This window comes from Pseudomonas sp. B35(2017) (assembly GCF_002113645.1).
Taxonomy (GTDB): domain Bacteria; phylum Pseudomonadota; class Gammaproteobacteria; order Pseudomonadales; family Pseudomonadaceae; genus Aquipseudomonas; species Aquipseudomonas ekonensis.
This window is the reverse complement of record NZ_NEIZ01000013.1, coordinates 43,743-69,692: the sequence shown is the minus strand read 5'-3', so window position 1 is coordinate 69,692 and position 25,950 is coordinate 43,743. Positions and strand designations below refer to the sequence as shown.

26 protein-coding genes are annotated in these 25,950 nt (G+C 67.1%); 12 read left to right on the top strand and 14 right to left on the bottom strand.

The features are described 5' to 3' along the window. Window positions 1-34: 34 nt before the first annotated feature. The gene (locus tag CAG41_RS20005; RefSeq protein ID WP_085707375.1) at window positions 35-370 is read right to left on the bottom strand and encodes a hypothetical protein; all 336 of its coding nucleotides are present in this window, start codon (window positions 368-370) and stop codon (window positions 35-37) included. A 250-nt stretch (window positions 371-620) separates the two neighbouring features. Here CAG41_RS20005 and CAG41_RS20000 point away from each other — a divergent pair, with 250 nt between their 5' ends. Then, window positions 621-881: a DUF2790 domain-containing protein gene (locus CAG41_RS20000; RefSeq protein ID WP_085633015.1), complete on the top strand. Its 261-nt coding sequence runs from the start codon at window positions 621-623 to the stop codon at window positions 879-881. Window positions 882-926: 45 nt separating this feature from the next. Here the strand turns inward: CAG41_RS20000 and CAG41_RS19995 are convergent, their stop codons facing one another. The 5 genes from CAG41_RS19995 to CAG41_RS19975 all read right to left on the bottom strand — a co-directional run bounded on the left by CAG41_RS19995 (window position 927) and on the right by CAG41_RS19975 (window position 7,012). Beyond that, entirely contained in the window at window positions 927-1,862 is a 936-nt protein-coding gene (locus tag CAG41_RS19995) for a LysR family transcriptional regulator (RefSeq protein ID WP_085585664.1), read from the bottom strand. 91 nt (window positions 1,863-1,953) lie between these two features. Beyond that, window positions 1,954-2,910: an aldo/keto reductase gene (locus CAG41_RS19990; protein WP_085632946.1), complete on the bottom strand. Its 957-nt coding sequence runs from the start codon at window positions 2,908-2,910 to the stop codon at window positions 1,954-1,956. A gap of 22 nt (window positions 2,911-2,932) precedes the next feature. Continuing rightward, on the bottom strand, window positions 2,933-4,378 hold the full coding sequence (locus CAG41_RS19985; RefSeq protein WP_085632948.1) for an efflux transporter outer membrane subunit: 1,446 nt from the start codon (window positions 4,376-4,378) through the stop codon (window positions 2,933-2,935). Between the two features lie 19 nt (window positions 4,379-4,397). Then, the gene (locus tag CAG41_RS19980) at window positions 4,398-5,876 is read right to left on the bottom strand and encodes a DHA2 family efflux MFS transporter permease subunit (RefSeq protein ID WP_085632950.1); all 1,479 of its coding nucleotides are present in this window, start codon (window positions 5,874-5,876) and stop codon (window positions 4,398-4,400) included. Then, a complete protein-coding gene (locus CAG41_RS19975) occupies window positions 5,876-7,012 on the bottom strand; it encodes an HlyD family secretion protein (protein ID WP_085585674.1) in 1,137 nt (378 codons plus the stop codon). The genes CAG41_RS19980 and CAG41_RS19975 overlap by 1 nt, the downstream gene beginning before the upstream one ends. 255 nt (window positions 7,013-7,267) lie before the next feature. Here CAG41_RS19975 and CAG41_RS19970 point away from each other — a divergent pair, with 255 nt between their 5' ends. After that, complete coding sequence (locus tag CAG41_RS19970; protein ID WP_085632952.1) at window positions 7,268-7,891, top strand: TetR/AcrR family transcriptional regulator; 624 nt, start codon at window positions 7,268-7,270, stop codon at window positions 7,889-7,891. Between the two features lie 8 nt (window positions 7,892-7,899). Next, a complete protein-coding gene (gene mug, locus CAG41_RS19965; RefSeq protein ID WP_085632954.1) occupies window positions 7,900-8,412 on the top strand; it encodes a G/U mismatch-specific DNA glycosylase in 513 nt (170 codons plus the stop codon). Here mug and CAG41_RS19960 read toward each other — a convergent pair. Further along, complete coding sequence (locus CAG41_RS19960; protein ID WP_085632956.1) at window positions 8,400-8,639, bottom strand: hypothetical protein; 240 nt, start codon at window positions 8,637-8,639, stop codon at window positions 8,400-8,402. The genes mug and CAG41_RS19960 overlap by 13 nt on opposite strands. Before the next feature lie 168 nt (window positions 8,640-8,807). On the opposite strand from CAG41_RS19960, the gene CAG41_RS19955 reads away from it, so the two are divergent. The 4 genes from CAG41_RS19955 to CAG41_RS19940 all read left to right on the top strand — a co-directional run bounded on the left by CAG41_RS19955 (window position 8,808) and on the right by CAG41_RS19940 (window position 12,457). Continuing rightward, window positions 8,808-9,452, top strand: a complete 645-nt coding sequence (locus tag CAG41_RS19955) for an ATPase (protein ID WP_085585682.1) — start codon at window positions 8,808-8,810, stop codon at window positions 9,450-9,452. Window positions 9,453-9,543: 91 nt separating this feature from the next. Continuing rightward, window positions 9,544-9,885 (top strand): hypothetical protein, encoded by a 342-nt coding sequence (locus CAG41_RS19950; protein ID WP_085585684.1) that lies wholly within the window; start codon window positions 9,544-9,546, stop codon window positions 9,883-9,885. 143 nt (window positions 9,886-10,028) lie between these two features. Continuing rightward, entirely contained in the window at window positions 10,029-10,418 is a 390-nt protein-coding gene (locus CAG41_RS19945) for a DUF1801 domain-containing protein (protein ID WP_085632958.1), read from the top strand. Window positions 10,419-10,546: 128 nt separating this feature from the next. Further along, on the top strand, window positions 10,547-12,457 hold the full coding sequence (locus CAG41_RS19940) for a tyrosine-protein phosphatase (RefSeq protein ID WP_085707374.1): 1,911 nt from the start codon (window positions 10,547-10,549) through the stop codon (window positions 12,455-12,457). A 255-nt stretch (window positions 12,458-12,712) separates the two neighbouring features. On the opposite strand, the gene CAG41_RS19935 is transcribed toward CAG41_RS19940, so the two are convergent. The 6 genes from CAG41_RS19935 to CAG41_RS19910 all read right to left on the bottom strand — a co-directional run bounded on the left by CAG41_RS19935 (window position 12,713) and on the right by CAG41_RS19910 (window position 18,467). After that, window positions 12,713-13,642, bottom strand: a complete 930-nt coding sequence (locus tag CAG41_RS19935; RefSeq protein WP_371917483.1) for an AraC family transcriptional regulator — start codon at window positions 13,640-13,642, stop codon at window positions 12,713-12,715. Window positions 13,643-13,826: 184 nt separating this feature from the next. Continuing rightward, window positions 13,827-15,290 carry a GDL motif peptide-associated radical SAM/SPASM maturase gene (locus CAG41_RS19930; protein WP_085707372.1) on the bottom strand — a complete coding sequence of 488 codons (1,464 nt, stop codon included), beginning with the start codon at window positions 15,288-15,290 and terminating at the stop codon, window positions 13,827-13,829. Between the two features lie 90 nt (window positions 15,291-15,380). Then, on the bottom strand, window positions 15,381-15,962 hold the full coding sequence (locus tag CAG41_RS19925) for a DUF1842 domain-containing protein (RefSeq protein ID WP_085585690.1): 582 nt from the start codon (window positions 15,960-15,962) through the stop codon (window positions 15,381-15,383). Between the two features lie 40 nt (window positions 15,963-16,002). After that, window positions 16,003-16,635, bottom strand: coding sequence for a DUF1842 domain-containing protein (locus CAG41_RS19920; protein WP_085585692.1), 633 nt, complete (start codon window positions 16,633-16,635; stop codon window positions 16,003-16,005). A 34-nt stretch (window positions 16,636-16,669) separates the two neighbouring features. Continuing rightward, on the bottom strand, window positions 16,670-16,858 hold the full coding sequence (locus tag CAG41_RS19915) for a DUF1843 domain-containing protein (RefSeq protein WP_085707371.1): 189 nt from the start codon (window positions 16,856-16,858) through the stop codon (window positions 16,670-16,672). A gap of 664 nt (window positions 16,859-17,522) precedes the next feature. Next, a complete protein-coding gene (locus CAG41_RS19910; protein WP_085585696.1) occupies window positions 17,523-18,467 on the bottom strand; it encodes a LysR substrate-binding domain-containing protein in 945 nt (314 codons plus the stop codon). Window positions 18,468-18,594: 127 nt separating this feature from the next. Between CAG41_RS19910 and CAG41_RS19905 the strand changes: the two genes are divergently transcribed. The 5 genes from CAG41_RS19905 (at window position 18,595) to CAG41_RS19885 (ending at window position 24,048) form a co-directional block, all read left to right on the top strand. Then, entirely contained in the window at window positions 18,595-19,524 is a 930-nt protein-coding gene (locus CAG41_RS19905; RefSeq protein WP_085632962.1) for a LysR family transcriptional regulator, read from the top strand. Between the two features lie 116 nt (window positions 19,525-19,640). Next, on the top strand, window positions 19,641-21,269 hold the full coding sequence (locus CAG41_RS19900; protein WP_085632964.1) for a GMC family oxidoreductase: 1,629 nt from the start codon (window positions 19,641-19,643) through the stop codon (window positions 21,267-21,269). Between the two features lie 57 nt (window positions 21,270-21,326). Next, window positions 21,327-22,784, top strand: a complete 1,458-nt coding sequence (locus CAG41_RS19895) for an aldehyde dehydrogenase family protein (RefSeq protein WP_085632966.1) — start codon at window positions 21,327-21,329, stop codon at window positions 22,782-22,784. A 110-nt stretch (window positions 22,785-22,894) separates the two neighbouring features. Continuing rightward, window positions 22,895-23,824 carry a catalase family peroxidase gene (locus CAG41_RS19890; protein WP_256575736.1) on the top strand — a complete coding sequence of 310 codons (930 nt, stop codon included), beginning with the start codon at window positions 22,895-22,897 and terminating at the stop codon, window positions 23,822-23,824. After that, the gene (locus CAG41_RS19885; protein ID WP_085632970.1) at window positions 23,821-24,048 is read left to right on the top strand and encodes a hypothetical protein; all 228 of its coding nucleotides are present in this window, start codon (window positions 23,821-23,823) and stop codon (window positions 24,046-24,048) included. Before CAG41_RS19890 ends, CAG41_RS19885 begins: the two co-directional genes overlap by 4 nt. Window positions 24,049-24,093: 45 nt before the next feature. Here CAG41_RS19885 and CAG41_RS19880 read toward each other — a convergent pair whose 3' ends face one another. Further along, a complete protein-coding gene (locus CAG41_RS19880) occupies window positions 24,094-25,761 on the bottom strand; it encodes an MFS transporter (protein WP_085632972.1) in 1,668 nt (555 codons plus the stop codon). Between the last annotated feature and the right edge of the window lie 189 nt (window positions 25,762-25,950).

The following is a 25,950-nucleotide window of genomic DNA, read 5'->3' as shown; positions in this document are numbered from 1 at the left end:
CTTTTTGTTGTGCGCGTTGATCAAACCCATGGATTCAGACTGCCCGACGTTCGGCCAGACGGTCTGCGCCCCCTTCGGCGATGGCGTCACTGAACAGCGGGTCGGTCTCGGTGGCGGCGACCGCATCACTGAACAGTGGATCGGTTTCGGTGGCGGCAACGGCATCGCTGAACAGCGGGTCGGTCTCGGTGGCGGCGACCGCATCACTGAACAGCGGGTCGGTCTCGGTGGCGGCGACCGCATCGCTGAACAGCGGGTCGGTCTCGGTGGCGGCAACGGCGTCGCTGAACAGCGGGTCGGTTTCAGTCGCGGCAAAGGCGTTCAGGGCGAAGAGCGAGAAGGCGATGCCGAGGAGGGTTTGGCGTTTCATGGTGATCTGCTCCGGTGCAGTGGTTGGGTATGGCGCCGATCCTACGCTCCGGGGCAGATAAGAGAATTTCATTGAATTAATGGTTGTTATTGATGTGGTCAATTATTCAGTCGCTGAGCGACCCATCCTGATTCACCCCGATTCCAGCAACAGTGTTTGTCCAATCCCCCGATTTTTACCCCGCCCGCCACCCCTTAGCATCGTCCCCAATCCGTGAATGAACACGGTTCCCCCAGAGACGGTGAACATCATGAACCTCAAGAAAATGGCGTGGGTTGTGCTCCTCGGCGGTTTCGGCGCGCAGGCGTTTGCGGCCGCGGCGGACGCCGAAAACCTTCCAGTGGAGACTTACAGCTCCGCGACGCAACTGGACATCGAACACGTGATTTCCATCACCGAACCCGCCAACGAGTGCGCTCCGGTGCCGGTGCGGATGACGTATGAGGACTCCCACGGCGAGCGGCATGTCCTGCAGTATCAAGTGATGGGTTCGGGCTGCTCCAACGGTTGAGCCCGGTGCACGGGATGGAGGGTCGACACTCCATGTCCGCTGCGTTCAAACGGCCTTAGCGCCGACGATGTCTTCATCCGATGCCAGCAGTTGCGGTATCGCGGTCTTGAGAAATTCCACCCAGGTCTTGATCTTCGCATCGACGAACTTGCGCGACGGGTAGATCGCGAACAGGTTCAACTCCTCCAGCCGGTAATCCGGCAGCACCCGCACCAATGTCCCCGCCCGCAGGCCGTCCACGGCCGATGCGATCGGCTGTATGCCGATGCCCATGCCTTTTCTGATCGCGATGCTCATGCCGTCGGCGGTGTTGATGTGGAAGGGCGACAGGGGAATGGTGATGGTTTGCGTGCCTTCGGGCCCTTCGAATGTCCAGTTCTCCACCGGCATCACCGTGTTGACGATGCGCAGGCACTCGTGCGCGCTGAGTTCGCCGGGGGTGGCGGGTTTGCCGTGCTTGGCCACATAGCCGGGGGCGGCGCAGAGGATGCTGTAGGTGATGCCCAGGCGTTGGGCGACGAAGCCGGAGTCGGGCAGGTCGCGGGCCAGGACGATGGACATGTCGTAGCCTTCTTCGAGCAGGTCCGGGACGCGGTTGGTCAGGGTCAGGTCGAACATCACCGTGGGGTGGATCTCGCGGTAGCGGGCGATGGCGTCGATCACGTAGTGGTTGCCGATGGCGGACATGGCGTGGATCTTCAGGCGGCCGACGGGCAGGGTCTGGGCGGTGCCGGCCTCTTCGTCGGCTTCGCGCACGTCGTCGACGATCTTTTCGCAGCGTTGCAGGTAGCGCGCGCCGGCTTCGGTGAGCGCCAGGCGCCGGGTGGTGCGGTTGATCAGGCGCGTGTGCAGGCGAGCTTCGAGGGCGGAGACGGCCTTGGAGACATTGGTCGTGGTGGTGTCCAGCAGTTCGGCGGCGGCGGTGAAGCTGCCGCTTTGGGCCACGGCGATGAAGCAGCGCATGCTTTGGAATACGTCCATCGGGGTCGTCTCGGGTGGGGTGCGGGCATTATAGGGGCGGCTCAGGCGCTTTTTGTGGTGAGGGAGCCAGCGCCCTCACCACAGGGGCAAGTCAGCGTTTGTGGGTTTGGGGGATGAAGCCCGGCACGCCGGTTTCGACCACGGAGTTGAAGCGGATCCGCGTGGCGATGTCGTCCTTGATCTCCTGCATCGCCCGCATCGGCAGAGTGTCGATGTCGATGTTCTCCTGAATGTGCCCCGGCGTCGCCGACGTGGTGAGGAACGCGGTGCCGCGCTGCACCGCCCAGGCCAGCGCGACCTGGGCCGGGGTTTTGCCGACGCGCCGGGCGATGCCGGTGAGGACCGCGTCGTCCAGCACGTTGGGCGTCATGCCGTGGCCCAGCGGGGCGAAGGCCAGGAGGATGATGCCGTGGGCCTTGCAGAAGTCGAGCATCTCCCATTCCGGCAGGTACGGGTGGGATTCGATCTGCACGACGGCGGGTTTGATCCGGGCGGCGGCGACGATCTCCTTCAGCGCCTCCAGGGTGATGTCCGACAGCCCGATGGACTTGCACCGGCCTTCATCCACCAGGCTTTCCAGTGCCCGCCAGGTGTCGATCAGGCGCACCTCGCCATCGTAGATAACGTGGCCGAACACATCGCGCGGATCCTGGTCGTCGCCGGCCTTGAAGGCGAACGGCGTGTGGATCAGGTAGCAATCGATGTAATCGGTGCCCAGCCGCTGGCAACTGGCCTCGAAGGCTGGTTTGACCCGCTCGGGGCGGTGATTGGTGTTCCACAGTTTGGTGGTGATGAACACGTCTTCGCGGCGTATGGTGCCGGCGGCAAACGTCTGCCGGAAGGCCTCGCCGATCTGGGCTTCGTTGCGGTAGCGCTCGGCGCAGTCGAAGTGGCGAAAGCCGGTTTCCAGCGCGCATTTGACCGCGTCGGTGGTGGTGCTCAGGTCGCGGAACAGGGTGCCGAACCCCACGGCGGGCATCGCGCCTGCGCCGTTGTTGAGCGGCAGGCGGGTGTCGCGCAGGGTGTCGTGGAAGGCTTCGTAGGTCATGGCGTTTCTCCGGGTGCGGGCGTTAAAGGGTGGTCGGAGCCGGGCGGCTGGCGAGGCGTTGGTCGCGGGCGCCGACGGCGTTGCCGCCGAGGGCCACGTACAGGCGCACGGCGTCGAGGTAGCGCGAGGTCTTCACCTGGATCTGCCCCAGCAGCGCCTGCTGATAGGCGCGTTCGGCCTCCAGCACTTGCAGCAGGCTGTTTTCGCCTTGGGCGAAGGCCTGCCGGTTGAGGCGCAGGCTGGTGTCGGCGGCGCGCAGGGCGTCGCTTTGGGCCTGGTCCTGCTCGGCGCTGTGGTTGATCGATTGCAGGGTGTCCGCCACTTGGCCGAAGGACTGGATCACCGTCTGCTGATAGCGGGCGAGGGCGGCGTTGTAGCCCTCGACGGCGCCTTGGCGTTCCGCCTCCAGGGTGCCGCCGTTGAAGATCGGCGCGGTCAGCCCGGCGGCGAAGCCCCACAGCGCGGCGGCGCCGTTGCCCGACGCGGCCTGGGCCAGCGAGGCCGACAGTTCGACGTGCGGATAGAGGTTGGCCGTCGCCACGCCCACCGCCGCGCTGGCGATGTGCAGCTCGGATTCGGCTTGCAGGATATCCGGGCGGGTGCGGGCCGTTTCCGACGGCAGGCTGACCGGGATGTTCGACGGCAGGGCGAACTCGTCGAGGGTGAAGTCCGGCGCGATCCAGTCCGCCGGGCCTTTGCCGGCCAGCACCGACAGCGCATGCCGCGCCGCGTCCCGTTGCTGGGCCAGGGGCGGCAGCAGGGTGCGGTCCTGGGCCAGGCGGGTTTCGGCCAGCGACACGTCGATCCGGGTGCTGACGCCGCTCTGCTGCGCCTTGCGCACCAGGTCGAGGTTCTTCGCGTCGTTGGCCAGCAGGGTCTGCACCGCGCCGATCTGCGCGTTGGCCGAGGCCAGCAGCAAGGCCTGGCTGGCGACGTCGCCGGTCAGGGTGAGGTACGCGGCTTCGTAGCGGTGCCTTTGCAGGTCGGTCGCGGCTTGCTGCGCCTCGACCTGGCGCTTGTTGCCGCCGAACACGTCCAGGTCGAACGCGACCCGCGGACCGATGGCGTAAAAGTTCGACACGCTGGGCTGCGGGCCGTTGTGGGTGCGCTGGCGTCCGGCGGTGGCGGCGAAGTCCACCTGCGGGTACAGCGCGCCCTCGGCGGCGGCCACCGACGAGGCGGCCTGGCGCAGGGTGGCGTCGGCGGCCGCCAGTTCGAGGTTGCCGTCGATGGCGCGGCGCATCACTTGATCGAGCTTGGGCGAGCGCAGCGCCGCCCACCAGTCGCCGTCGAGGCGCTTGCCCATGTCGAAGCGCTGCTCGGCCTGCGGATCGTAATGCTGCGAGGCGTTGGCGGCGGGCCGCTGGAAGTCGGGCCCGACGGTGCAGGCCGACAGCGACACCAGCAGGGCCAGTGCGCTGAAGGCGGTCGGGATCGCAGACGGGGTGAAGCGTGCAGAAGTGTTCATTGTCCAGACTCCACGAAAATCAGTTGGCCGAAACGGGCTTGCGCAGGAACAGCACCAGCGGGCTCACCACCAGCATCGCCACCAGCAGGATCTTGAATTGGCCCGTCACGGCGATGAACGCCGCCTGGTGGGTGGCCAGGTGATTGAGGCCTTCGAGCGCCGGCAGCGAGGTCGGCAGCGCCGTGCGGTAAGGCGTCAGTTGGCTGACCAGCGCCGAATGCACCGCCTGGGTGTTGTTGAAGAAAAAGATCTGCACCACCGCCACGCCCAGGGTGCTGCCGTAGACGCGAATCAGGTTGAACAGGCCGGTGGCCTCGGGGCGCAGCTTCGGTTCGAGCGTGCTGAAGGCGACCTTGCTCAGGGCCGGCATCAGGATCCCCAGGCCGACGCCCTGGATGAACCCGCTCACCGCCACGGGCGTCCAGTCCATCAGCGGCGAATAGCCGAGCATCAGCCAGTTGGCGTAGCTCACCAGGGCAATGCCTGCGGCGATCAGCCAACGGGCGTCGACCCAGGCCGGCGCACGGATCGCCAGCAGGAACGCGCCGACCAGGCCGATGCCGCGCGGCACGGTCAGCAGGCCCGTGGTGTCCGGCGGGTAGCCGAGGATCTCGTCGAGCATCGGCGAGGTCAGGGCCATGGTCGACAGCAGCACGAAGCCGAAGGCGAAGAAGATCGCCATCGACAGCAGGAAGTTGCGGTCGGCGAACAGGGCCTTGTTGAAGAAATGCGCCTTGGCGGTCAGCACGTGCACGGCGAACAGGTAGAACCCAAGGGCGCAGGCCAGCGCCTCGGTCCAGATTTCCGGCGAATCGAACCAATCCAGCCGTTCGCCGCGGTCCAGGAGCATCTGCAGGCCGATCATGCCGAGGGTGAAGGCGCCGTAGCCGAAGAAGTCGAACGAGGGGCGCTGTTCGGCTTTCTTCTGCGCCAGCAACAGAGTGACCGCCAGAAAGATGTACGCCACCAGCGGCAGGCTGAGGTAGAACATCGGCCGCCAGTCGAAGTGCTCGCAGATCCAGCCGCCCAGGCTCGGCCCGCTGACGATGCCGAGCAGCACCAGCGCCGTCCATTTCGGCCCGAAGGCGGGGCGGCGTTCGGCGGGCAGCGTCTCCAGGGCGATGCCCATCGACAGCGGCGCCAGCACCCCGGCGGCGAGGCCTTGCAGGATGCGCGCGGCAATGAACGCCAGCGGCGTTTCGGCCAGGGTGGCGAGCCACAGGCCGAGGGCGAACGCGACCAGCGCCGTTTGATAGACGCGCTTGAGCCCGAAGCGCCCGGCCAGCCACTGCGCCACCGGCGTGGTGACGGCGCTGGCGGCCAGGTAAGCGGTGAAGATCCAGCCGGCCTGGTCGTCGGTCATCGATACGCTGCCCTGGATCAGGCGCAGCGCGGCGTTGGGCAACGGCAGGTTGGCCGATTGCAGGTAGGTCGCGAGCAGGGCGACGTACCGCAGCGCCCGCGCATCGGCCGTCGTGGACGCGGTGACGGCGTTCATCACGCGTTACCTGCGCTGAGCAGCGATTTGAACGGATACCACCACGGCGTGCGGTGCCCGGTGTCGACGGTGACCGTGGCGCTGGTGCCGGAGAACAGCGGCAGGGCCGGGTCGACGTCGTCCAGTTCCAGGCGCACCGGAATCCGCTGCACCACCTTCACCCAGTTGCCGGTGGCGTTCTCCGGCGGCAGCAGGGCGAAGTCGGCGCCGGCGCCGGGGCTCATGCTGATGACATGGGCCTGGAATTCGCGGTCCGGGTAGGTATCGAGGGTGATGGTGGCGCGCTGGCCGGGCCGCATGTGGGTCAGCTGCGTCTCGCGGAAGTTGGCTTCGACCCAGACCTCCCGGTCGGAGATCAGCGCAAACGCCGCTGCACCGTTATTGACGTAGTTGCCCACCTGCAAGTCGTCGACCTTGGCGACGATGCCGTCCTCGGGCGCGGTGACCGTCGCGTAGGACAGGTACAGCTGCGCTTCGTCGAGCTGGGCCCGGGCCTCGCGCACGGTCGGGTGGCTGTCGGGGGCGATGTCCGGATTGCCGTTGAGGGCGATGACGGTGCTGGCGATCTGTTGCTCGATGGAGGCGATGCGCTGGCGCGACACCTTCAAGTCAGTCTCGGCGCGCTCGTACAGGGCCCGGGAGACGAACTCGGTGGCGATCAGGGCCTTCTTGCGGGCGAACTCCTTTTGGTCGAAGTCCGCCGACTCCTTGGCCGATTGCAGTTGCGCCTGCTGTTCGCGGTAGCTGGCCTTGAGGCCGTCGATGCGCAGGCGGGCATTGCTGAGTTGGGCTTCGGCCCGGTCGACGGCGATCTGCAAGGGTTTGGGGTCGATGCGAAACAGTACCTGGCCCTTGCGCACGGACTGGTTGTCGTCGACGGCGATCTCGATGACCTGCCCGGACACCCGTGCATTGATCGATGCCTTGGCCACGCGGGCGTAGGCGTTGTCGGTGGACACGAACGGTTCGCCAGCCCGGTAGTGGCTGTAGCCGACCACGGCGAAGAGGGCGGGCAGGCCGGCCATCAGCCACGGTCGCAGCTTCTGCTTGAGGGGCTTTCTCGGCGGCGCGTCGTTCAGGCGCGGGCCTGGGTGTTCGTGGGCCGGTGCGGCGGTGAGGTCCAGTTGCTGTGTCATGATCGATACACCCTTGTCCGGGACATCGGGCCGACCGGTGCGCATTCGCCCGCGGCCCTGACGTGATTGGTTGCTGTGAGTCATCAAGTCCATGGGCGGCGGGAGGATCGCTCCACCGCTGTTTCGTCGTCGCTGCACCCGGTCCGAGCGCTGTTACAACAAACCCTGCCAACCAAGGAATTTCTGGTTCCTTGTTTTTGTGCGATGGTGTAAGAATATGAGCGAGAAATCTTTCCCGCAAGGAATTTATACGAGATGGCACAAAATAAACCGACAACAGGAAAAGGCCGCGGCCGCCCGCGTGCCTACGATCCGCAAACGGCGTTGCAACAGGCCCTGGGCGTGTTCTGGAACACCGGCTATTCCGCCGCCTCGCTGGACAGCATCGCCAGCGCCGCCGGCATGAACCGCCCGAGCCTGTACGCCGCGTTCGGCGACAAGCACGCGCTGTACATCAAGGCGCTCGACCAGTATTGGGACACGGCGCACGCCGCCATGCAGGCGGCGCTGAACGACGCCAGCCTGCCCCTGGAACAGGCGCTGACGCGGTTCTACGGAGGGCAGTTGTCGATCTACTTTTCCGGCGACGGCGCGCCGCGAGGCTGCTTCGCCATCGGCACGGCGACCACCGAGGCGGTGGAGGATCCGGAGATCCGCGAGGTGCTGTCGCGGCGCCTCAGCCAGCTGGATGCGGACCTGGAGCAGCGCCTGCGCCGGGCCGTCGAGTCCGGCGAGCTGAAGGCTGGCGTGGATGCGGCGGCGTTGGCCCTGCTCGCGTCGTCGCTGCTGCACAGCATTTCGATCCGGGCGCGGGCGGGCAAGTCCCGTCAGGAACTGACCGAACAGGCCAAAAGCGCCGTGCGGGTAATCTGTGGGTGAGGGTGGCCATGGACGGGCTTGAGGACATTCTGGCGCCGGGGCTGTCCGTGGTGTTCTGCGGGATCAATCCCGGTTTGCTTGCTGCGGCCCAGGGGCACCATTTTGCGGGACGGGGCAACCGTTTCTGGCGCACCCTGCACCTGGCCGGGTTCACGCCCGACGAGCTGCGCCCGGAACAGGATCGCTCGATCTTGTTGCACGGCTGCGGGTTGACGGCGGTGGTGGAGCGGCCGACGGCGAGGGCGGATCAGTTGGCCGCCCATGAGTTCAGCGCGGCGGCAGCGGCGTTCGAGGGCAAGATCCTGCGCTACGCGCCGCGTGTCGTGGCGTTCCTGGGCAAGGCGGCCTACGCCGGGCTGACCGGCCAGAAGACGGTGGCGTGGGGGCTTCAGACGCAGGCGTTCGGCAACGCGGCGGTGTGGATCCTGCCCAATCCCAGCGGACGCAACCGGGCGTTTTCACAGGATGAACTGGTGGCGGCTTATCGCCCGCTGCGCGAGGCGGTGGTTCAGCGGTCCTGAAGCCAGGTGTTCACCACTCGCCGGTCCAGCTCTTCCCAGTCCGCCATGCCCAGCACCCGCGTGGTGTTCAGCCCGCGCAGGTAGCCGCGCAGCTGATTGGCCACCGCCGTGACGCGCTCCGGTTCGGTCGCCTCGCCCAGGGCAGTCTCGTACTCCACCAGGTAGTCGGCCACGCGGTCGCGGAATTCGGGCAGGACGGTGTCGCGGATCAGGTCAAAGGTTCGCACTCGGGGTTTCCTCACGGGTTGTTCTGATTGTGGTCGCACGGCTGCCAGTCTGCACGGCGGGCAACTATTGCTTCAAGTAATAGTGACCATCAAGAAACGCAAGTTCTGCTTTGCGGCCGATGGGCGGAAAATCGCCTCCATCGAAACGCAGCTCAAGGAATTTGCGCGATGAAGACTCTGACCCGACTGGCTATGGTCGCCCTGATGATGGGCGGGGTGGCCGCGACCGCACCGGCCAACGCAGACGACGCCCGGTCGTGCCATTTTCTGCCCGTCGCCGCCAGTTCGGCAGGCTTGCAGCACTCCCAGACCGTTGGCGTGCTGTACAGCGAAAACACCCTGGAAAACCTGCAATACCTTGAGCGCTACCACGATGTGGCGGTGAACGGCGCCAAAGGTGCGCTGGATGCGCGGATCCGCGACGCCTTCGTCAGCAGCTCCGACCCGGAACTGGCCATCGACTGGCTGATGAGCTCGCTGCAACAGCAGTTTCTCTCGGTGACGGTCTACGACAGCCTCGATGCGCTGGTGCAGGCCCACCCGGACGTGGTGGTGATGCTCGACACCCACAACCGTCTGCTGACCCAACGCAACAGCCAGGTCGAGGCGCGTTTCGCCGCACGGTTCTACGACGCCGACCTGCAATACATCGGCAAGGCCGAAGGCGCCGTGGAAAAACAGATGCCGTCGGTGTGGGTGCACAACAAGGCGGCGCCGGAGATCGCCGCGCAGATCGCCCGGCAGCGCGACCTGCAACTGAACGCCTTGCGGCAGTTTGACGACTCGCTCAAGGCCCTGGTGGCCGCCGGCTGATCCGGGGCCCCGAAAAACACAACGGCAACGACGGCGCCCGTGACGCCAAACGTTGCCGACGAACCGAACCTTTGTTTTCAGGATGTGATCCATGCGTGCTTTTTTCTTCTCCGCTTTCGCCTTGGCCGTCGCGACGCTCGCCGGCTGCGCCAGCGCACCGAACGACCCGAGCCTGACCTTGCAGACCAGCAAGACACCCGCCGAGTACGCCGATTGCGTCGTGCCGAAACTGCAGGGCCGTGCGCTGAACCCGAGCGTGTCGCAGACCCAGCGCAGCTACCGCATCGTGGTGCCGAGCAAGGTCGCCGCCGACAACGTGCTGGAGGCCTACAAGTCCGGCAGCGGCGGCAAGGTGTTCGTCTACGAGCGCCACTTGCTGGCCTCCAACTTCACGCCGTCGAGTTTCGAACGCGCCGCCCAGGACTGCCTGTAACACGCAATACCCGCTTGCTCTGAACGCTCCTTTGGTTGGCCGCAACCAACCAAATTCCCTTGCCCCGCTCTGCGGGGCTTTTTTTTGCGCGCGCGGCCGGGCCGGCGTCTACAGTTCCCGGACGTCAACCGGAGAGGGCAGCCATGAACACGGAAAACACCCAATCAGCCTCCGCACTCATCGACCAACGGATCGCCGAACTGGCCGACTGGCGCGGTGAAACGCTGGCGCATGTCCGCGCACTCATCCATCAGGCCGTGCCCGAGGTGGTGGAGGAATGGAAGTGGCGGGGCGTGCCGGTGTGGTCCTGCGGCGGCATCCTCTGCACCGGGGAAACCTACAAGTCTGCGGTCAAGCTGACCTTCGCCAAGGGCGCCGCGCTGGACGATCCCGCGGGGCTGTTCAACGCCAGCCTTGAGGGCAACACCCGGCGGGCCATCGATGTGCATGAGGGCGAACGCCTGGACGAAGCGGCGTTCAAGGCGCTGATCCGGTCGGCCGCGGCCCTGAACGGTGCGAAGAAAAAGGCCTGAAGAACGGACGGATCGCGCAGGAACCGGACAGATCGCGCAGGGATTTGCGGCGGGCGGTGTTTTGTCATATTGAGCAACATTTGATTCCCGACAGTGGCCAGCCCAACGGTTTTCCATGAGGCTGCACTGTGTTCCGACGTCTTCTGTGTTCGCTGTCCGTTTTGAGCGTGTCCATCGCCACCGCCCAGGCCGCTGCCCTCGATACGCCTCGCCTGCAAGGCATCGACAACTTCCGCGACATCGCCGGCACCACCGACGCGTATGCCACGGCCCACGACGGCACGATGCGGGCCAGGGTGTTCTACCGCTCCAACGCGCTGACCCCGGTGGGATCGGACTTGGCGACCCTCAACGGCCTGGGCATCACGGCCATCTACGACCTGCGCACCCCCAGCGAAATCGCCGCCACGCCGGACACCCTCATCAGCGGCGCCCGTTACAGCAACATCGACATCATCGGCAGCGTCACCTCGGGCGCGAACATCACCACGGTGTCGTTCCACAGCGCCGCGGAGGCCGTCGCGATGATGCAACAGACCAACCGTGCGTTCGTCAGCGACGCCGGCATGCGCAGCCAGTTCAGCCGCTTGTTCAACGAGCTGGCCAGCGCCGACGGCGCCGCGCTGTTCCACTGCACCGCCGGCAAGGACCGCACCGGCTGGACCGCGGCGGTGCTGCAGAGCATCGCCGGGGTGAACAGCGCCACGATCATGAGCAATTACCTGGCGACCAACGACTACACCGCCGCCCGGGTGGCGAAGACCCTGGCGATGATGCCGGCGAGCATGGCGACGATCTATGCGCCGCTGCTGGGCGTCGAGGCCAGTTACCTGCAAGCGGGGCTGGACCAGGTGACGGCCCAGTACGGCAGCATGGACAACTACCTCAAGCAGGGGCTCGGGCTGTCCCAGGAAACGATCTATGTGCTGCGCGGCAAGATGGTCGAGTACAACAGCCTGCCAGGCGAGGCGGGGCTGGCCGGCAACGCCGCCGCCGGGGCGCAGTTCCTGCGGCAGTTGCAGGGCACTGCGTTGTCGGGCACCTACAGCGCCTACAACTATTACCTGCAATCGGCCATCGACGCGGGCAGCCTGGGCGGGGGCGAGTCCACCGTCGGCGGGCAGGTGCATGCCGACGCGGCCAGTTACCTGTTGCGCCAGAACGCGATGATCGACCGGGCGGCCGCGCCTTATGCCAGCGGGACGGACTTGAAGGTCGGTCAATATCGGTTGTGGACGACGGTGCTGGCGGGGTATCTGGGCACCGACGGTTCATCCCACGCGGCCAGCAGCAACGAACATAGCCAAGGCACGATGGTCGGGGCGACCCGGCGCTTCACCGAACAGCTCAGCGGCCATGCCGGTTTCGGCTACAGCAACGGCAGCGTCGGCGGGGTCGGGGGCGAGGCGGACACGGATCTGACGTTCTTCTCGGTGGGTGCGCGCTTTGCGCCGGACGGGTTGGAGCGGGGGCTGTTCGTCGATGCCAACGCCAATGTCGGCTGGTTCGATTACGACAGCAAGCGCGACCTGGGCGGTGGTTTGGGTACGGCCAAGGGCGACAGCCATGGCAACCTGTCGGGGGCGACGCTGGCGCTCGGGTATCGCCTGCCGTCGGGCGGGGTGACCCTTGAGCCGAGCCTTGGCGTGCGGGTCAGCCATCTGGATCTGTCGGGCTTCAAGGAGAAGGGCAGCGAACTGGCTCTCGACGTGGACGGCATCCAGGCGACCCGCCGCAGCGCCGTGGCCAATCTCGACGTGGCGTTCGCGCCGGTGCGGATGGGCGAGTGGCGATTGGTGCCGGGTGTGCAGGTGGGGTATGAGCATGTGCTGGGCGATCGTTCGGTCGACAGCCAAGGGCACCTGCTGGGCCTGGACATCGAACAGCGCGCCGCCTACGACAACCGCGATGCGTTCACCGGCGGCGTCAACCTCACCGCCAGCCTCGGCGCCCTGAGCCTGGGCGCCGAACTCGGCGCCAGCGGCGGCGGTGACAGCCACGGCTTCGGCGGCGGCCTCAAGGCCAGCTACCTCTTCTGAAGCCTGTGCCACAGGTATCCCGGGTGTTTGCAGGATCTAGGCACACCACAAAAACCTGTGGGAGCTGGCTTGCCAGCGATGAGGCCATCACAGCCGACATCTCCGGTGCCTGACCCACCGCTATCGCCAGCAGGCTGGCTCCCACAGGTATCGTCGGGGTTCCCAAGATCCAGGCACACCACAAAAACTGTAGGAGCTTGCCTGCAAGCGATGAGGCCGGCACTGCCGACATCACCATCACCAGCAGCCCGTCTCCTACAGACGCAAGCCTTTGCGCAACGCCGCCGGGCTCACGCCATAGGCCTGCTGAAAGTACTGGCAAAACCTGCCCACATTGCTGAAGCCCAACCGCAGCGCCACGTCGGTCACCGACGGCGCGCCGGTCCGGGCCAGGATGTCGTGCGCATGCTCAAGCCGTACCCGGCGCTGATAGGCGACGATGGACATCCCCGCGAACCGTCGGAACCCGTCCTGCAGGGCGCGCAGGCTGACGTTGCTCAAGCGCGCCAGGTCCGCGCTGCTGACCGGATCGGCGGGATGGGCCTGAAGGTAGTCGATGGCCAGCTTCACAGGCCGAGGCGCAATCGACGATTCGGGCCGGCGCAGGGCCTGGGTGAAGTTGTGGGGCCAGGCGTCCAGCACCGCGTCCACCAGCATGTCCCGCAGGCGCGACGGCATCAGCGTGCCGGCGTTGAGCAACAGATCGAACTCGGCACCCGTGGCCAGGTCGATCAGCGCCCGGATGCCCTGGAAGGCCGGGCTGTCCAGCGCCACCACCGGCTCGAAGCGCAGCCTTTGCGTCACTGGGCGGCCCAGCAGAGTCGCCAGCCGTTCGGTCAGCGCCGCCCGGCTGACCGACAGGCCATGCTGGGCATGGTTGTCGATGAACCGCATCGAGCGCAGCTCCGCCTTGTCGATGGCCAGCCCGGTGCGGGCGACCCCCACCGATTCGGTGCGGTGGCTGAAGAGGATCTTGCCCGCCGTGGGCAGGACGAACGTGATCTCATCGAACGGCTCGGGAAACGCCACAGAAAAATCGCCCCGGTAATGCATGCGCCGGAAGCTCACGCCGTCATGACGGCCGTAGACGCCGCCGATGATGATGTCCTTGGGCGGCGGCGGGGTGTCGGCATAGCGGTTGCCGAACATTCGGGAGAAGACCGCGCCGAACTCGTCGCAGGTCATGTCGCTGGATCGTAGGATGATGTGCTGTCGCGTCGTGCTTGAGAACACCTGGGGTCGCCTTGGCCGGGGAAGGATGCGTGGATCGCAGAAGCGCACACACGCTAGCAGCCCGGCATGACAGCCCCGTGAACGGCGGCGCCGTCGCGACGGGCCCAATGCCTGCCGCGACGGCGTCGGGCGATCGTCAGCTCAACGTCCCCGGCGCGATCCCCAGCAATCCGGACAAGGTGTTGACGATGGCCTGCTGGCGGGCCCGGTCGGCCTGGTGCTGCGCTTCGGCGGCGGCCACGTCGGCGTCGCAGTGCGGGCACAGGGTCTCGTGGGCGTGGATGTATTGCAGGCAGTGCCTGCACAGCGCCAGTTGCTCGGGGATGCGGCCTTCCTCCGGGGATTTCTGCCCTTGGTTGAGCCAGGCCAGTTTGACCACTTGGCCACTGTCGCTGACGCTGCTGACCCGCTCGCCGGTGTCGATGCGCTCGGTGATCAGGTCGAAGCGCCCGACGGCGAAGGACTGCGGCGCGGCGTCCTGCAGTTTGACGATGCGCTCGCGCAGCCCGCGCTTTTGCAGCTCCAGGGTGCGGTAATGGCAGTAGGGGTTGTTGCCGGGCTTGCCCAGCAGCGAGTGCGACGTCCAGGTGCAGCCGCCCCGGCAGACGTCGTTGTAGTAGCAGGTGCGGCAATGGCCCCACAGGTCGTCGACCGAGCGCAGGCGGCCGAAGTGGATGCCTTCGCTGTAGTGCCAGATGTCGTGCAGGCTCATGTCGCGCACGTTGCCCCCGGAGAAGCCCACCGTCGCCAGGGACGGGCAGCCCTTGACCGTGCCGTCGGCCTCCAGCGCGAGCACGGTCTGGCCGGCGGCGCAGCCGCTCCAGTGCACGCGCTCGTCGCCGAAGCCGCGCCACAGGTGTTCGTAAGGGCCGTAGTAGCCGATGTTGTTGCCGACGTTCATCAAAAGGCCGCGGTCCAGGCCTTCGCGGTAGAGCCGGGCGAGCAGCGGCATCACCTCCAGCAGTTGGTAGGGCTGCAGCAGCAGCTCCGGATGATCGACCGCGTTGCCCATGGCCACGGTCAGCTGGATCTGCCAGTGGGTGGCGCCCAGGCCGATGATGGTGTCCATCAGCTCGGGCAGGTCGGGCAGGGTGGCGGCGCCGATCTGGGTGTTGACGCTCACCGCCAGCCCCGACGCTTTCGCCCGGCGCAGGGTGTCCACGGCCTTGTCGAACGAGCCGGGCACGTTGCGCACCGCGTCGTGCAGCGGCGCGAGGCCGTCGAGGGACACGCCGACGCCGTTGAGGCCGGCGTCCACCGCCGCCTGCATCTTGGCCGGCGTCAGGTTGCGGCCGCCGGTCTGGATGGCGCAGTACATGCCGTGGTCGCGGATGGCCTGGATCAGTTGCGTCCAGTCCTTGCGCAGGTAGGCTTCGCCGCCGATCAGGGTGACCTCGCGGGTGCCGAGGGCGGCCAGGGCGTCGATCACGTCCAGGCATTCGCGGGTGCTCAGCTCGCCGGTGCGCCGGTGGCCGGCGCGGGAGCCGCAATGCAGGCACTTGAGGTCGCAGGCCAGGGTGATTTCCCAGACCACGTGGACCGGCACGTAGCGTTTGAGGTCGGACTCGCTCAGGTAGCGGGCAGGGAGGGTGTCTGTCATGGCAGGTCCTTGCGCACGGTCGCGTGCGCGACACGGAGGGAGGGCGACAGAACCCGGCGGGGCCGTCGTGGCCCCGCCGGGGAGCGACGGTCAGCGCGCTTCCAGTCGGGCGATCTCCGCGTTCAGTTGCTCCAGGGCACTGCGCAGCGAGGCCTCGTGGGCCACTTGCTGTTCACCCTGCTGCACCACGGTCTTGAGTTGCGCCACGTCGCCGCCGGCCTGGGCATGCTGCACGGCCACGGCATACAGCGGGATGTGCGGATGCGGCACCGGCTTGACCTCGACGCTGGGCGCCTGATGCACCGCAACGTGCCTCACCACATTCCACTGGCCCTCGTACTCGTAGCGGTAATCGGCAAAGCCGCTGGCCCAGTCGTCGCCCAACAGGCCCTTGAGGTGGAACGTCTGGGCGATCTGGCTGAGCGGGCCGCTGGGGCTGCCGGCGAGGTCGAGGATGATGTGGTGCTCGGCCGAAGGCGCCAGCTTGAGCTGACTGTAGTTGCCCCAGACCCGGGCGTGGAAGTTGACCGGCGGCCAGGTGCTCTGAAAGACGCTGGCCACGCCGCTGACTTTCTTGGAGACGGTGTTGACGACAAGATCCAGGGTCAGGACCGGTGCGCCCAGCAAATCGTTTCTGACGATGAGGCGGGTATGGAAAAGTCCGATCGACATGATGCTGCTCCCTAAAGTGAATGACGGTTCCGGTGGCCGATCAGCGGCTCAGCAGTTGGCTGAGTTCTTTCTTGGCGGATTCCAGCGCGATGCGCAGTTGCGGCAACTGCTCCAGTTGCTGCTTGCCGAGCTTGGCGAGGTTTTTCATCTGCGCCAGGTCGCCGGCGGCGATGGCGCTTTGGATCGGCGCGGCGTACAGCGGCATGATCGGGCGGTACGGCTCGATCACAGGACCCGGCTCGAACGGCGGCAGCACATGGGACGGCACCGGTTGCAGGTGCGCCGGCACGTTGTTGACCTCAACCCACTGGGTGCCGTTGAGGTATTGGTAGTTGGCGACGCCTTCCTTCCAGTCGGTGCCGACCACCAGGTGCACCCTGAAATTGACGATGCTGTTTGAGCCCGGCCCGCCGTGGTTGCCCTGGGCGGTGATGAGGATTTTGCTGACCCCAGGCTTCATGACGGTCAGGTAGGTGTACTCGCCCCAGACATCGGAGTGCACGTCGAGCGGCGGGTTGGTCGCCTGGGTGACGGCGGCGGTGCCGGTGACTTCCTGCTGCGGCGTGGAGATCAGCAGGTTGAGCGCCAGGCTTTGCGCGCCGGGCTGGCCCGTGCCGATCCGGTAGCACACCGGGAACAGGCCGACGTTGTGTTGCGAAACAGAACCAGACATGGTGATTGCCTCCATTGCAATGCGGGTGATGGCCTTAGGGTCTTTCCAGACGGGACACTTCCTGGGCCAGTTTTTCGTACGCGGTTGTAAGCTCCTTGGCTTCAGGCTTCGTTGAATCGCGCTGCTTCAACAAACTCTTCATTTTCTGCAGGTTGCCGTCCGTGATCGCGCTCTGGATGGCGACCCCGTAAGGGGGAATGATGTGAGGCTTCGAGTCGCTCATGCCGAAGGTTTCCTTATGGGTGTGCACACTGTCCCCTGTCGTGCAGGGGGCCTTTCCTGGCGGTCAGGCCGAACGCCTGCGCAAGAAAGGCTTCAGTGAGCTTTCCTGGCGGCGCGGGCCGGTCCGTCCGGATCCGATCAAAGGGCAGGGCGCGGGCGTGCGGGGCACGGCCGTCGCCTCAGGGGCAGGCGGCGTCAGCCGAAGCCGTCGGGGCTGGCCTGCGGGGCGGTCGCGAGGGGGTGTCGCAGCGACAAGGGGGTGGAACGCGCCTGTGCGTCGGTCATCTTTCTGTCCTTGATAGAAAGCCACGAACCACAGGGATCGCTCGAACGGTCCGCGAGCCTGCGCGTGCTTGCGCAGGCAAAAGAGACATCCCTGTTTTCCTTTCCAGTGCTGCTCCTGGCGTGCGTCCGGAGGACGGTGGCCGACGTGCTGGCATATCGCTGGCAACGCAACCCTAGATCCGATTCGGCGGGCCTGCCAGAAAAAGCGCCGAACGGTAGTGACCGGCGGGTCACGCTGTCTGGCCGACGGAGCCATCAGCGCCTGGGAAGGTGACTCAACCGGTTGATTCCCAAGAAAAAAGCCTCGCTGGCGCTGGCGGCCCGACCCCGTGGAACCAATCGAAATAACGCCGCCCCGATTCAGGCGTTTTGCGTTGCGCTCACACCGGCGGCAGGGCGCGCATCCCCCGCATCGGGTCGTCCAGCAGGCTGAACTGCTCGACCAGGAAATCGATCAGCTTGCGCAGCGACGGCAGCATGCCCTGACGGGTCGCGAACACCGCGTAGATCATTTCGGTGCGCGGCGTCCAGTCTGGCAGCACCACGGCCAGTTGCCCGCGTTCGATGAAGTCGTGCACCAGCGACATCGGCATCTGCGCCACGCCGATGCTGTCGATGGCCGCGCAGCGCAGCATCGGCAGGCCTTTGGTGATCAGTTGCGGGCGGTGCGCAAGGGTGAACTCCGCGCCGTCCTGGTGGAACAGCGTCCAGCTGTAGTCGCGCTGCGGGCTGCCGTGGTGGACGCTGGGGAAACGCGCCAGGTCCTGCGGCGCCTGAGGCTCGCCCAGGCGCGAGAGCAGCGCCGGGCTGGCCACCAGGCACTGCGGGCGCTGCGACAGCACCCGGCTGACCAGGTCCGAATCCTGAAGGGGCGGCGGGCGCACCCGCAGGGCCAGGTCGACGCCCTCGGCGACCACGTCCACCTGACGGTCGCAGGCGTCCAGGTGCACCTCCACCCGCGGGTGCTCGGCCATGAAACGGGTGATGAGGGCGCCGACGCATTCTTCCAGCAGCGTGGTCGGGCAGGTGACGCGCAGCACACCGCCGGGTTCGGCGTGGGTCAGGGCCACGGCGGCCTCGGCGGCTTCGGCTTCCTTGAGCATGGCGCGGCAACGGGCGTAGTAGGTCTGGCCCAGTTCCGTCACGGTGAAGTGGCGGCTGTTGCGGGTGATCAGGCGCACGCCCAGGCGTTCTTCCAGCAGCGCGATGCGCCGGCTCAGGTTGGACTTGGGAATGCCCAGGGCCCGCGCCGTCGGGGCGAAGCCGCCGTGGTCCACCACCATTACGAAATACTGCAGGTCATTGAGGTCCAGCACGGGGGGCATTCGCTTGGCCGAGGGACGCCCACTATACAAGCGCAAAGGTTCGCCGTGTGGGACGCAGCGGACCGTTTTTCGCCTCTGGCGGGCGTGCCGGCCGAACCGCAGGATGGGCGGCTTTTGGAGGCCGGCCTTGAACAAACTCAACGAGATGCAAGCGTTCGTCACCGTGGTGGACACCGGCAGCATGTCCGAAGCCGCCCGGCAACTGGGGGCCGCCAAGTCCATGGTCAGCCAACGCATGGCGCAGTTGGAGAAGCGCCTGGGCAGCACGCTGCTTGAACGCGGGCGCCAGGCCCGGCTGACCGAGTCCGGCGAGGTGTTCTACCGCTATTGCCAACGGATCCTGGCCGAAGTCGATGAGGCCGAAGAGGCGGTGCAGGCGTTCGGCGCCAGCGTCAGCGGCACCTTGCGGCTGGCGGCGCCGATGGCCTTCAGCGTGCGCTACCTGGCCCCGGTGCTGGCGGACTTCGCGGCGCGCTATCCGCAGTTGCGGCTGGACGTCGAGGTCGACGACCGTCGGGTCAACCTGCACGAAGAACGCTACGACGCGGCGATCCGCATCGGCGAACTGCCGGACTCCTCGCTGGTGGCCAAGACCATCACCGCCAACCGCCACATCATCTGCGCCAGCCCCGCGTACCTGGCCGCCCATGGCACACCGCAGACCCCGCAGGAATTGCCCCGGCATTTCGCGATCCACTACGTGAACCGCGAGCCCCACGGCATGTGGACGCTGCCGGTGAACGCTGGGCTGGAGTCGTTCCGGGTGCGCGGCCGGATGCGCACCAACAGCGGCCATCAACTGATGGCGGCGGCCAGGGCGGGGCTGGGCCTGACCATCCTGCCGACCTTTCTCGCCGCGCCCGACATCGTCTCCGGCGAACTGGTGGAAGTGCTGGCGCCCCACGCGCCGCGCGGGGGCAGCATCTCGATGGTGTACCGAAGGTCTCAACGGGCGTCGCCCAAGCTGCAAGCCCTGGCCGACTTCCTCGGCGAGCGGCTCGGCAACCCGCCGCCGTGGGAACGGATGCTGGCGGACCACGCCGCCGCCCGCCGCTGAACCGTTCGGAAAAAGCGAAACCGCGATTCGTTTTTCTGCGGCTTATGGGCCTGTCGGGCCTTCCCTAAGCTGGCGGGCGACAGGCGCGCTTCGACGCCTGACAGGGAAGAAACGCAATGAACGATACCCTTGATAATCCTGCCCGCCGCACCGTGCTGGCCGGTGGCGTCGTGGCGGCGGCCACGCTGGCGGCGGGCGGTCTGGCCCAGGCGCTGGAGTCCGCCGACAACCCCAAGGCCGGTGCGCGGGCGCCGGTCGATGTGATCATCGTCGGCGCCGGTTCGGCCGGCGCGGTGCTGGCCCGGCGCCTGAGCGAAAACGGCCAGCGGCGGGTGCTGTTGCTGGAGGCGGGGCACAGCTATGCGCCGGACCGTTATCCCGCGACCGTGGCCAGCAGCGACATCGTCGGCGCCAACGGCAACCGTGAGTTCGAGTGGGGCTATACGGCCCGGCCGGGTTATGTCGGGCACCCCATCGGCGCCCTGCGCGGCAAGGTGCTGGGCGGCAGCTCGGCGATCAACGGCGCGGTGGCGATCCGCGCCCGCCGCGAGGATTTCCGGCGCTGGAACCTGCCGGGCTGGAGCTTTGAAGAGCTGCTGCCGGCGTTCAAGAAACTGGAACGCCACAGCGGCGGCGCCAGCGCGATCCACGGCCATGACGGGCCGTTGCCGGTGCGCCAACTGTCCACCGCAGACGTCACGCCGATGCAGAAGGCGTTCATCTACGCAACGGTCGCCAACGGCTACCGGATGGTCGACGACTTCGACGGCGCCCAGGCCAACGGCGTCGGCCCGTACCCGATGAACATTGTCGACGGCGTTCGGGTCAACACCGGCATGGCTTACCTCACCGACGAGGTGCGGGCCCGCAAGAACCTGCAGATCCGCGCCGACAGCCTGGTGGACAAAGTGCTGTTCGAGGGGACGCGGGCGACCGGCGTGCAACTGGCCAACGGTGAGCGCCTGCCGGCGGGTGAAGTGATCCTGTCGGCGGGCACCTACGGCAGCGCGGCGATCCTGCTGCGTTCCGGCATCGGCCCCGGCGACGACCTGCGCGCCCTTCAGATCCCCCAGGTGGCCGAGCTGCCGGTGGGGCAGCGGCTGGTGGACCATCCGTTCTACTACAACGCCTACGCCGCCAAACCGGACCTGATCGGCCGCCAGTCGCCGGCCATCGGCGCCAAGCTGTGGACCCACAGCCGCAGCGCCGCACCCGGCGAGCTGGATCTGCACATCACCGCCACCCACCTGTTTCCCCATGAGCAGAGCCCGACCCAGGTCGGCTTCGTGCTCGCGGTGGCCCTGACCCGGCCGCTGTCGCGGGGCCGGCTGAAGCTGGCCAGCCGCGATCCGTTCGCCGCGCCGGACATCGATCTGAACTTCCTCGCCGAGCCCGCCGACCGCCGGCGCCTGCTGGACGGCATCCGCCTGGCGCGGCGGATCGGCGCCACCGCGCCGCTGGCCGTGATGATCCATGCCGAGCTGAACCCGGGACCGGGCAACGATTCCGACGAGGCCCTGCTGACCAGCGCCCGCGCCACCCTCGACACCTATCACCACCCGACCTCCACCGCGCCCATGGGACGGCCGGGGGACGCCCATGCCGTGGTCGACCTGCAAGCGCGGGTGATCGGCACGCAAGGGCTGCGGGTGGTCGATGCGTCGATCTTCCCTGACGTGCCTTCGGTCGCCACCAACGTGACCGTGATCGCCACCGCCGAACACATCGCGGGCCTCTACGCCTGACCCCAAGAAGCTATCCCAAGAAGCTATCCCAAGAAGCTATCCCAAGGAACTTTACCCATGAACAACACCCCGGTCTTGAACTGGATCGACGGCCTTTGGCTGGACTCCGGCGTTCACCACGACTCCTTCGACCCGGCCACCGGCGAACGTATCGGCCGCTATGCCGAAGGCGGCCTGGCCGAAGCGCAATTGGGCATCGCGGCGGCTCGCCGGACGTTCCGTGACACCCCGTGGAAGGACGACCGCGCCTGGCGCGCCCGTGCCTTGCTGGAACTGGCGGACGCCTTCGAGCGCCACGCCGAAGCGCTCATCGACACGTTGGCGCTGGAGAACGGCAAGATCCGTCCCGAGGCCGGCTTCGAGGTCGCCATGGTGCCGTCCAAGCTGCGCTACTACGCGGGCCTGGCCCGCACCGAATACGGCCGCGCCGCCGAGCCGAAGCCAGGGCGGATCTCGCTGGTGCTGCGCCAGGCGGTGGGCGTGGCGGGGATCATCGTGCCGTGGAACTCGCCGGTGGTGCTGATGATCCGCTCGCTTGCCCCGGCGCTGGCCGCCGGCTGCACCGCCGTGGTCAAGATGCCGGGGCAGACCGCGCAGACCAACGCGCTGGTGGCGAAGATCCTCAGCGAAGCGCCGTCGTTGCCCCGTGGCGCGGTGAACCTGTTCAGCGAGCAGGGCGCGGCCGGTTCGATCCACCTGGTGGAGTCGCCCGACGTGCCGGTGATCAGCTTCACCGGCAGCACCGGTACCGGCCGGGCCATCTCCGCCGCCGGGGCGCAGCACCTCAAGCGCTTCGGCCTGGAACTGGGCGGCAAGACGCCGATGCTGGTGTTCGACGATGCCGACCTTGAGACCGTCGTGCCAGTGCTGGTCAAGGCCCTGACCGTGTTCGCCGGGCAGTTCTGCATGACCGGCTCGCGCCTGCTGGTGCAGCGGGACATCGCCACGGCGCTGACCGAGCGCCTGGCCGAACGCCTGAGCGCGGTGCGGGTCGGACCGTCGGCGGATCCGGCCAGCGACATGGGGCCGTTGATCGACAAGGCCAACGTGCAGCGGGTCGACCGGGCGGTGGAGGAAGCCATCGCCGCCGGGGCGCAGGTGATCGTGCGCGGTGGCCCGGTCACCGACGGACCGCTGGCCCGGGGCGCGTTCTATCGCCCGACGCTGCTGCGGGTCAGCGACCCGGATCTGGCCATCGTCCGGCAGGAGACCTTCGGCCCGGTGCTGACCTTGCAGGTGTTCGACAGCGAGGCCGAGGCCGTCGAACTGGCCAACCGCAGCGAGTTCGGCCTGGCGGCCAGTGTCTGGACGCGGGATGGCGACCGTTCCCTGCGGGTGGCCCGTGAACTGGAGGCCGGCACCGTGTGGGTCAACGACTGGGCGGTGGTCTACGACGAGTTCGAGGAGGGCGGCTTCAAGCAGTCGGGGCAGGGGCGGCTGAACGGTGTGGCGGCGCTGGACGATTTCGTCGAGTACAAGCACATCGCCCTCAACCCTGGCCAGCGTGAGGCGTGAGCCCGATGCGAGCGACCCGACCCGTTGTTGTCGCGCTGCTGGCGGGGGCGCTGGCCGCGTCCCCGGCCTTCGCCGCCGACCTGTCCCCGTCCACCACAAGGAGCGCTTCCGTGCCTGAGGACACACTCTATGACGCCTTGCTCGATGCGCTGCAGGCGACCTTCGGCCACCATCCCGGCTTTCGCGCGACCCACGCCAAAGGTGTGCTGGTGACCGGCACTTTCGTCGCCTCGGCGGCTGCGGCGGGCCTGAGCCGCGCTGAACATTGGCAGGGCCAGGCAGTGCCGGTGGTGCTGCGGTTCTCCAACTTCAGCGGCGTGCCGGCGACGGCGGACGGCGATCCGCTGGCCAGCCCGCGCGGGTTGGCGGTGCGCTTCAGCCTTTCAGACGGGACGTTCACGGACATCGTGACCCACTCGTTCGACGGCTTCCCGGTGGCCACGCCCGAAGACTTCCTGGGGTTCTTGCAGGGCATCGCCGCCAACGTCGCCGCCCCGGCGGATCCGGCACCGCTGCAAGCCTTTCTGGCGGGCCGCCCGAGGGCCCGGCAGTTTCTGGAGGCGCCTAAGCCTGCACCGTCCAGTTTCGTCGGCATCGACTACTTCGGCGTCAACGCGCTGGTGTTCAGCGACCGTCAGGGCAAGGAGCAGGCCGTTCGTTACCGCATCGAACCGCTGGCGCCGGAACCGACCTTGAGCGAGGCCGAAGCCGCCGCAAGACCGGCGGACTACTTGCAGGAGGAACTGGCGGCGCGGCTGGCCAAGGGGCCGGTGACGCTGCGCCTGATCGCGCAATTGGCGGCGCCGGGGGATGCCGTGGCCGACGGTTCGCTGCCCTGGCCCAGGAACCGCCGTGAGGTCGAGCTGGGCCGTTTCACCCTCGATGCGCTGCTGCCCGCCGGCGAGCAGCAAGCGGCCCAGCAGCGTCTGGACTTCAGCCCCGGGCGCTTGACGGACGGCATTGCGGCCAGCGCCGATCCGATGATCGTGGCGCGCGACCGGATCTACCGGCGCGCCGTGCTGCGCCGGCAGCAGCCATGAGCGTGGAGGCGGCGCGCTGGAAGCAATGGCTGCTGTCGTGGCTGATCGTGTGGCCGCTGTCGGTGTCCATGCCCTGGGCGCTGGCGGCGGTCTTGGAGATGGGGGATCTGCGGGTGCCGGAGTGGCTGTTCAAGGCCCTCGTCGCCGGGCTGATTTCCTTCAACATGGTCTATTGGCTGGTGCCCCGCAGCCACCGGTTGATGGCCCGCTGGCTACTGCGCTAGGCGCGGCGCCTGCCCGTTCCCGGCGGGAGCGGGCAGTCGTCGGGCTCAGCTGTGATGGATCTCGCGGTCCTTGGTTTCCGGCATGAAGAAGATGCCGAGGACGGCGGTCATCACCGCGATCACGATCGGGTACCACAGGCCGTAGTAGATGTCGCCCGTGGCCGCGACCATGGCGAACGCCACCGTCGGCAGGAAACCGCCGAACCAGCCGTTGCCGATGTGGTAGGGCAGCGACATCGAGGTGTAGCGGATCCGCGCCGGGAACAGCTCCACCAGCCACGCGGCGATGGGGCCGTAGACCATGGTCACGTAGATCACCAGGACCGTCAGCAGGAGCAGCACCATCGGGTAGTTGGTCTTGGCCGGGTCGGCTTTCTCCGGGTAGCCGGCGTCCTTGAGCGCGGCGCCGAGGCTGGCGGTGAAGGCGTCGTTCTGGGTCTTGAAGTCGGCGGCGGGCAGGTTGCCGCCTTCGAAGCTCTGGATGACCTTGTCGCCGATCTTCACCTGGGCCACGGTGCCCGGTTCGGCCTTCTCGTTGTTGTACGGAATCGCCCGTTTGGCCAGCACGGTCTTGGCCAGGTCGCAGGAGCTGGTGAAGCGCGCCTTGCCCACCGGGTCGAACTGGAACGAGCACTGGCCGGGGGCGGCGACCACCGTCACCGGGTTCTTCGCCTGGGCTGCGAAGACGTCCGGGTTACCGTACTGGGTCAGCGCGTGGAAGATCGGGAAATAGGTCAGCGCCGCCAGGATGCAGCCGGCCATGATGATGCCCTTGCGGCCGATGCGGTCGGACAGGCTGCCGAAGATCACGAAGAACGGCGTGCCGATCAGCAGCGAACCGGCGATCAGCAGGTTGGCGGTCTGCGGGTCGATCTTGAGCGTCTGCAACAGGAAGAACAGCGCGTAGAACTGCCCGGTGTACCAGACCACCGCTTGCCCGGCGGTGCCGCCGAGCAGGGACATGATCACCACCTTGAGGTTTTCCCAGCGGGCGAAGGATTCGGTCAGCGGCGCCTTCGACGCCTTGCCTTCGGCCTTCATCTTCTGGAACACCGGCGACTCGCTCAGTTGCAGGCGGATGTACACCGAGATGATCAGCAGCAGGATCGACAGCAGGAACGGGATCCGCCAGCCCCACGCCTCGAAGGCTTCGGTGCCCAAGGCGGTGCGGCAGGCGAGGATCACCAGCAGCGAGAGGAACAGGCCCAGGGTCGCGGTGGTCTGGATCCACGAGGTGAAGAAGCCGCGCTTGCCTTTCGGCGCATGTTCGGCCACGTAGGTGGCCGCGCCGCCGTACTCGCCGCCCAGCGCCAGGCCTTGCAGCAGGCGTAGGCTGATCAGGATGATCGGTGCCGCGACCCCGATGGAGGCGTAGCCCGGCAGCAGGCCCACCACCGCCGTGGAGACGCCCATGATCACGATGGTGATCAGGAACGTGTGCTTGCGGCCGATCATGTCGCCCAGCCGGCCGAACACGATGGCGCCGAAGGGACGCACGGCGAAGCCGGCGGCGAACGCGAGGAGGGCAAAGATGAACGCGGTGGTCTCGTTGACGCCGGCGAAGAAGTGCTTGGCGATGATCGCGGCCAATGAGCCGTAGAGGTAAAAGTCGTACCACTCGAACACCGTGCCCAGGGACGAGGCGAAGATGACCTTGCGCTCCTCCTTGGTGATGCCCTGCCGCGTTGTGCTGCTGTCGTCGATTGCCGCCATGGGTCTTCTCCGTCGTGCTTTTTGTTGTCAGGCCGGAGCACCTCTTCAACGTTTTCGTACCCGGGCCCTGGGGCTTGAATCGGATAAGCGCTTGCATGCTGCGTGGACAGGTGGAAAGCCTCGCGTCGCGGCGAGGTTTCCTTGAGCATAATCAGCTTCGCGCAGATATCCACTCGCCATCACGGGAAG

What these genes read in the sequence shown, in the direction of transcription:
- CAG41_RS20000 (WP_085633015.1), top strand. Translation starts at nt 621, where the DNA reads ATGAACCTCAAGAAAATGGCGTGGGTTGTGCTCCTCGGCGGTTTCGGC.
- CAG41_RS19920 (WP_085585692.1), bottom strand. Translation starts at nt 16,635, where the DNA reads ATGTCTGGTTCTGTTTCGCAACACAACGTCGGCCTGTTCCCGGTGTGC.
- mug (WP_085632954.1), top strand. Translation starts at nt 7,900, where the DNA reads ATGGACGGGCTTGAGGACATTCTGGCGCCGGGGCTGTCCGTGGTGTTC.
- CAG41_RS19895 (WP_085632966.1), top strand. Translation starts at nt 21,327, where the DNA reads ATGAACAACACCCCGGTCTTGAACTGGATCGACGGCCTTTGGCTGGAC.
- CAG41_RS19950 (WP_085585684.1), top strand. Translation starts at nt 9,544, where the DNA reads ATGCGTGCTTTTTTCTTCTCCGCTTTCGCCTTGGCCGTCGCGACGCTC.
- CAG41_RS20005 (WP_085707375.1), bottom strand. Translation starts at nt 370, where the DNA reads ATGAAACGCCAAACCCTCCTCGGCATCGCCTTCTCGCTCTTCGCCCTG.
- CAG41_RS19930 (WP_085707372.1), bottom strand. Translation starts at nt 15,290, where the DNA reads ATGACAGACACCCTCCCTGCCCGCTACCTGAGCGAGTCCGACCTCAAA.
- CAG41_RS19915 (WP_085707371.1), bottom strand. Translation starts at nt 16,858, where the DNA reads ATGAGCGACTCGAAGCCTCACATCATTCCCCCTTACGGGGTCGCCATC.
- CAG41_RS19885 (WP_085632970.1), top strand. Translation starts at nt 23,821, where the DNA reads ATGAGCGTGGAGGCGGCGCGCTGGAAGCAATGGCTGCTGTCGTGGCTG.
- CAG41_RS19975 (WP_085585674.1), bottom strand. Translation starts at nt 7,012, where the DNA reads ATGACACAGCAACTGGACCTCACCGCCGCACCGGCCCACGAACACCCA.
- CAG41_RS19970 (WP_085632952.1), top strand. Translation starts at nt 7,268, where the DNA reads ATGGCACAAAATAAACCGACAACAGGAAAAGGCCGCGGCCGCCCGCGT.
- CAG41_RS19985 (WP_085632948.1), bottom strand. Translation starts at nt 4,378, where the DNA reads ATGAACACTTCTGCACGCTTCACCCCGTCTGCGATCCCGACCGCCTTC.
- CAG41_RS19955 (WP_085585682.1), top strand. Translation starts at nt 8,808, where the DNA reads ATGAAGACTCTGACCCGACTGGCTATGGTCGCCCTGATGATGGGCGGG.
- CAG41_RS19945 (WP_085632958.1), top strand. Translation starts at nt 10,029, where the DNA reads ATGAACACGGAAAACACCCAATCAGCCTCCGCACTCATCGACCAACGG.
- CAG41_RS19880 (WP_085632972.1), bottom strand. Translation starts at nt 25,761, where the DNA reads ATGGCGGCAATCGACGACAGCAGCACAACGCGGCAGGGCATCACCAAG.
- CAG41_RS19900 (WP_085632964.1), top strand. Translation starts at nt 19,641, where the DNA reads ATGAACGATACCCTTGATAATCCTGCCCGCCGCACCGTGCTGGCCGGT.
- CAG41_RS19925 (WP_085585690.1), bottom strand. Translation starts at nt 15,962, where the DNA reads ATGTCGATCGGACTTTTCCATACCCGCCTCATCGTCAGAAACGATTTG.
- CAG41_RS19935 (WP_371917483.1), bottom strand. Translation starts at nt 13,642, where the DNA reads ATGACCTGCGACGAGTTCGGCGCGGTCTTCTCCCGAATGTTCGGCAAC.
- CAG41_RS19980 (WP_085632950.1), bottom strand. Translation starts at nt 5,876, where the DNA reads ATGAACGCCGTCACCGCGTCCACGACGGCCGATGCGCGGGCGCTGCGG.
- CAG41_RS19995 (WP_085585664.1), bottom strand. Translation starts at nt 1,862, where the DNA reads ATGGACGTATTCCAAAGCATGCGCTGCTTCATCGCCGTGGCCCAAAGC.
- CAG41_RS19990 (WP_085632946.1), bottom strand. Translation starts at nt 2,910, where the DNA reads ATGACCTACGAAGCCTTCCACGACACCCTGCGCGACACCCGCCTGCCG.
- CAG41_RS19910 (WP_085585696.1), bottom strand. Translation starts at nt 18,467, where the DNA reads ATGCCCCCCGTGCTGGACCTCAATGACCTGCAGTATTTCGTAATGGTG.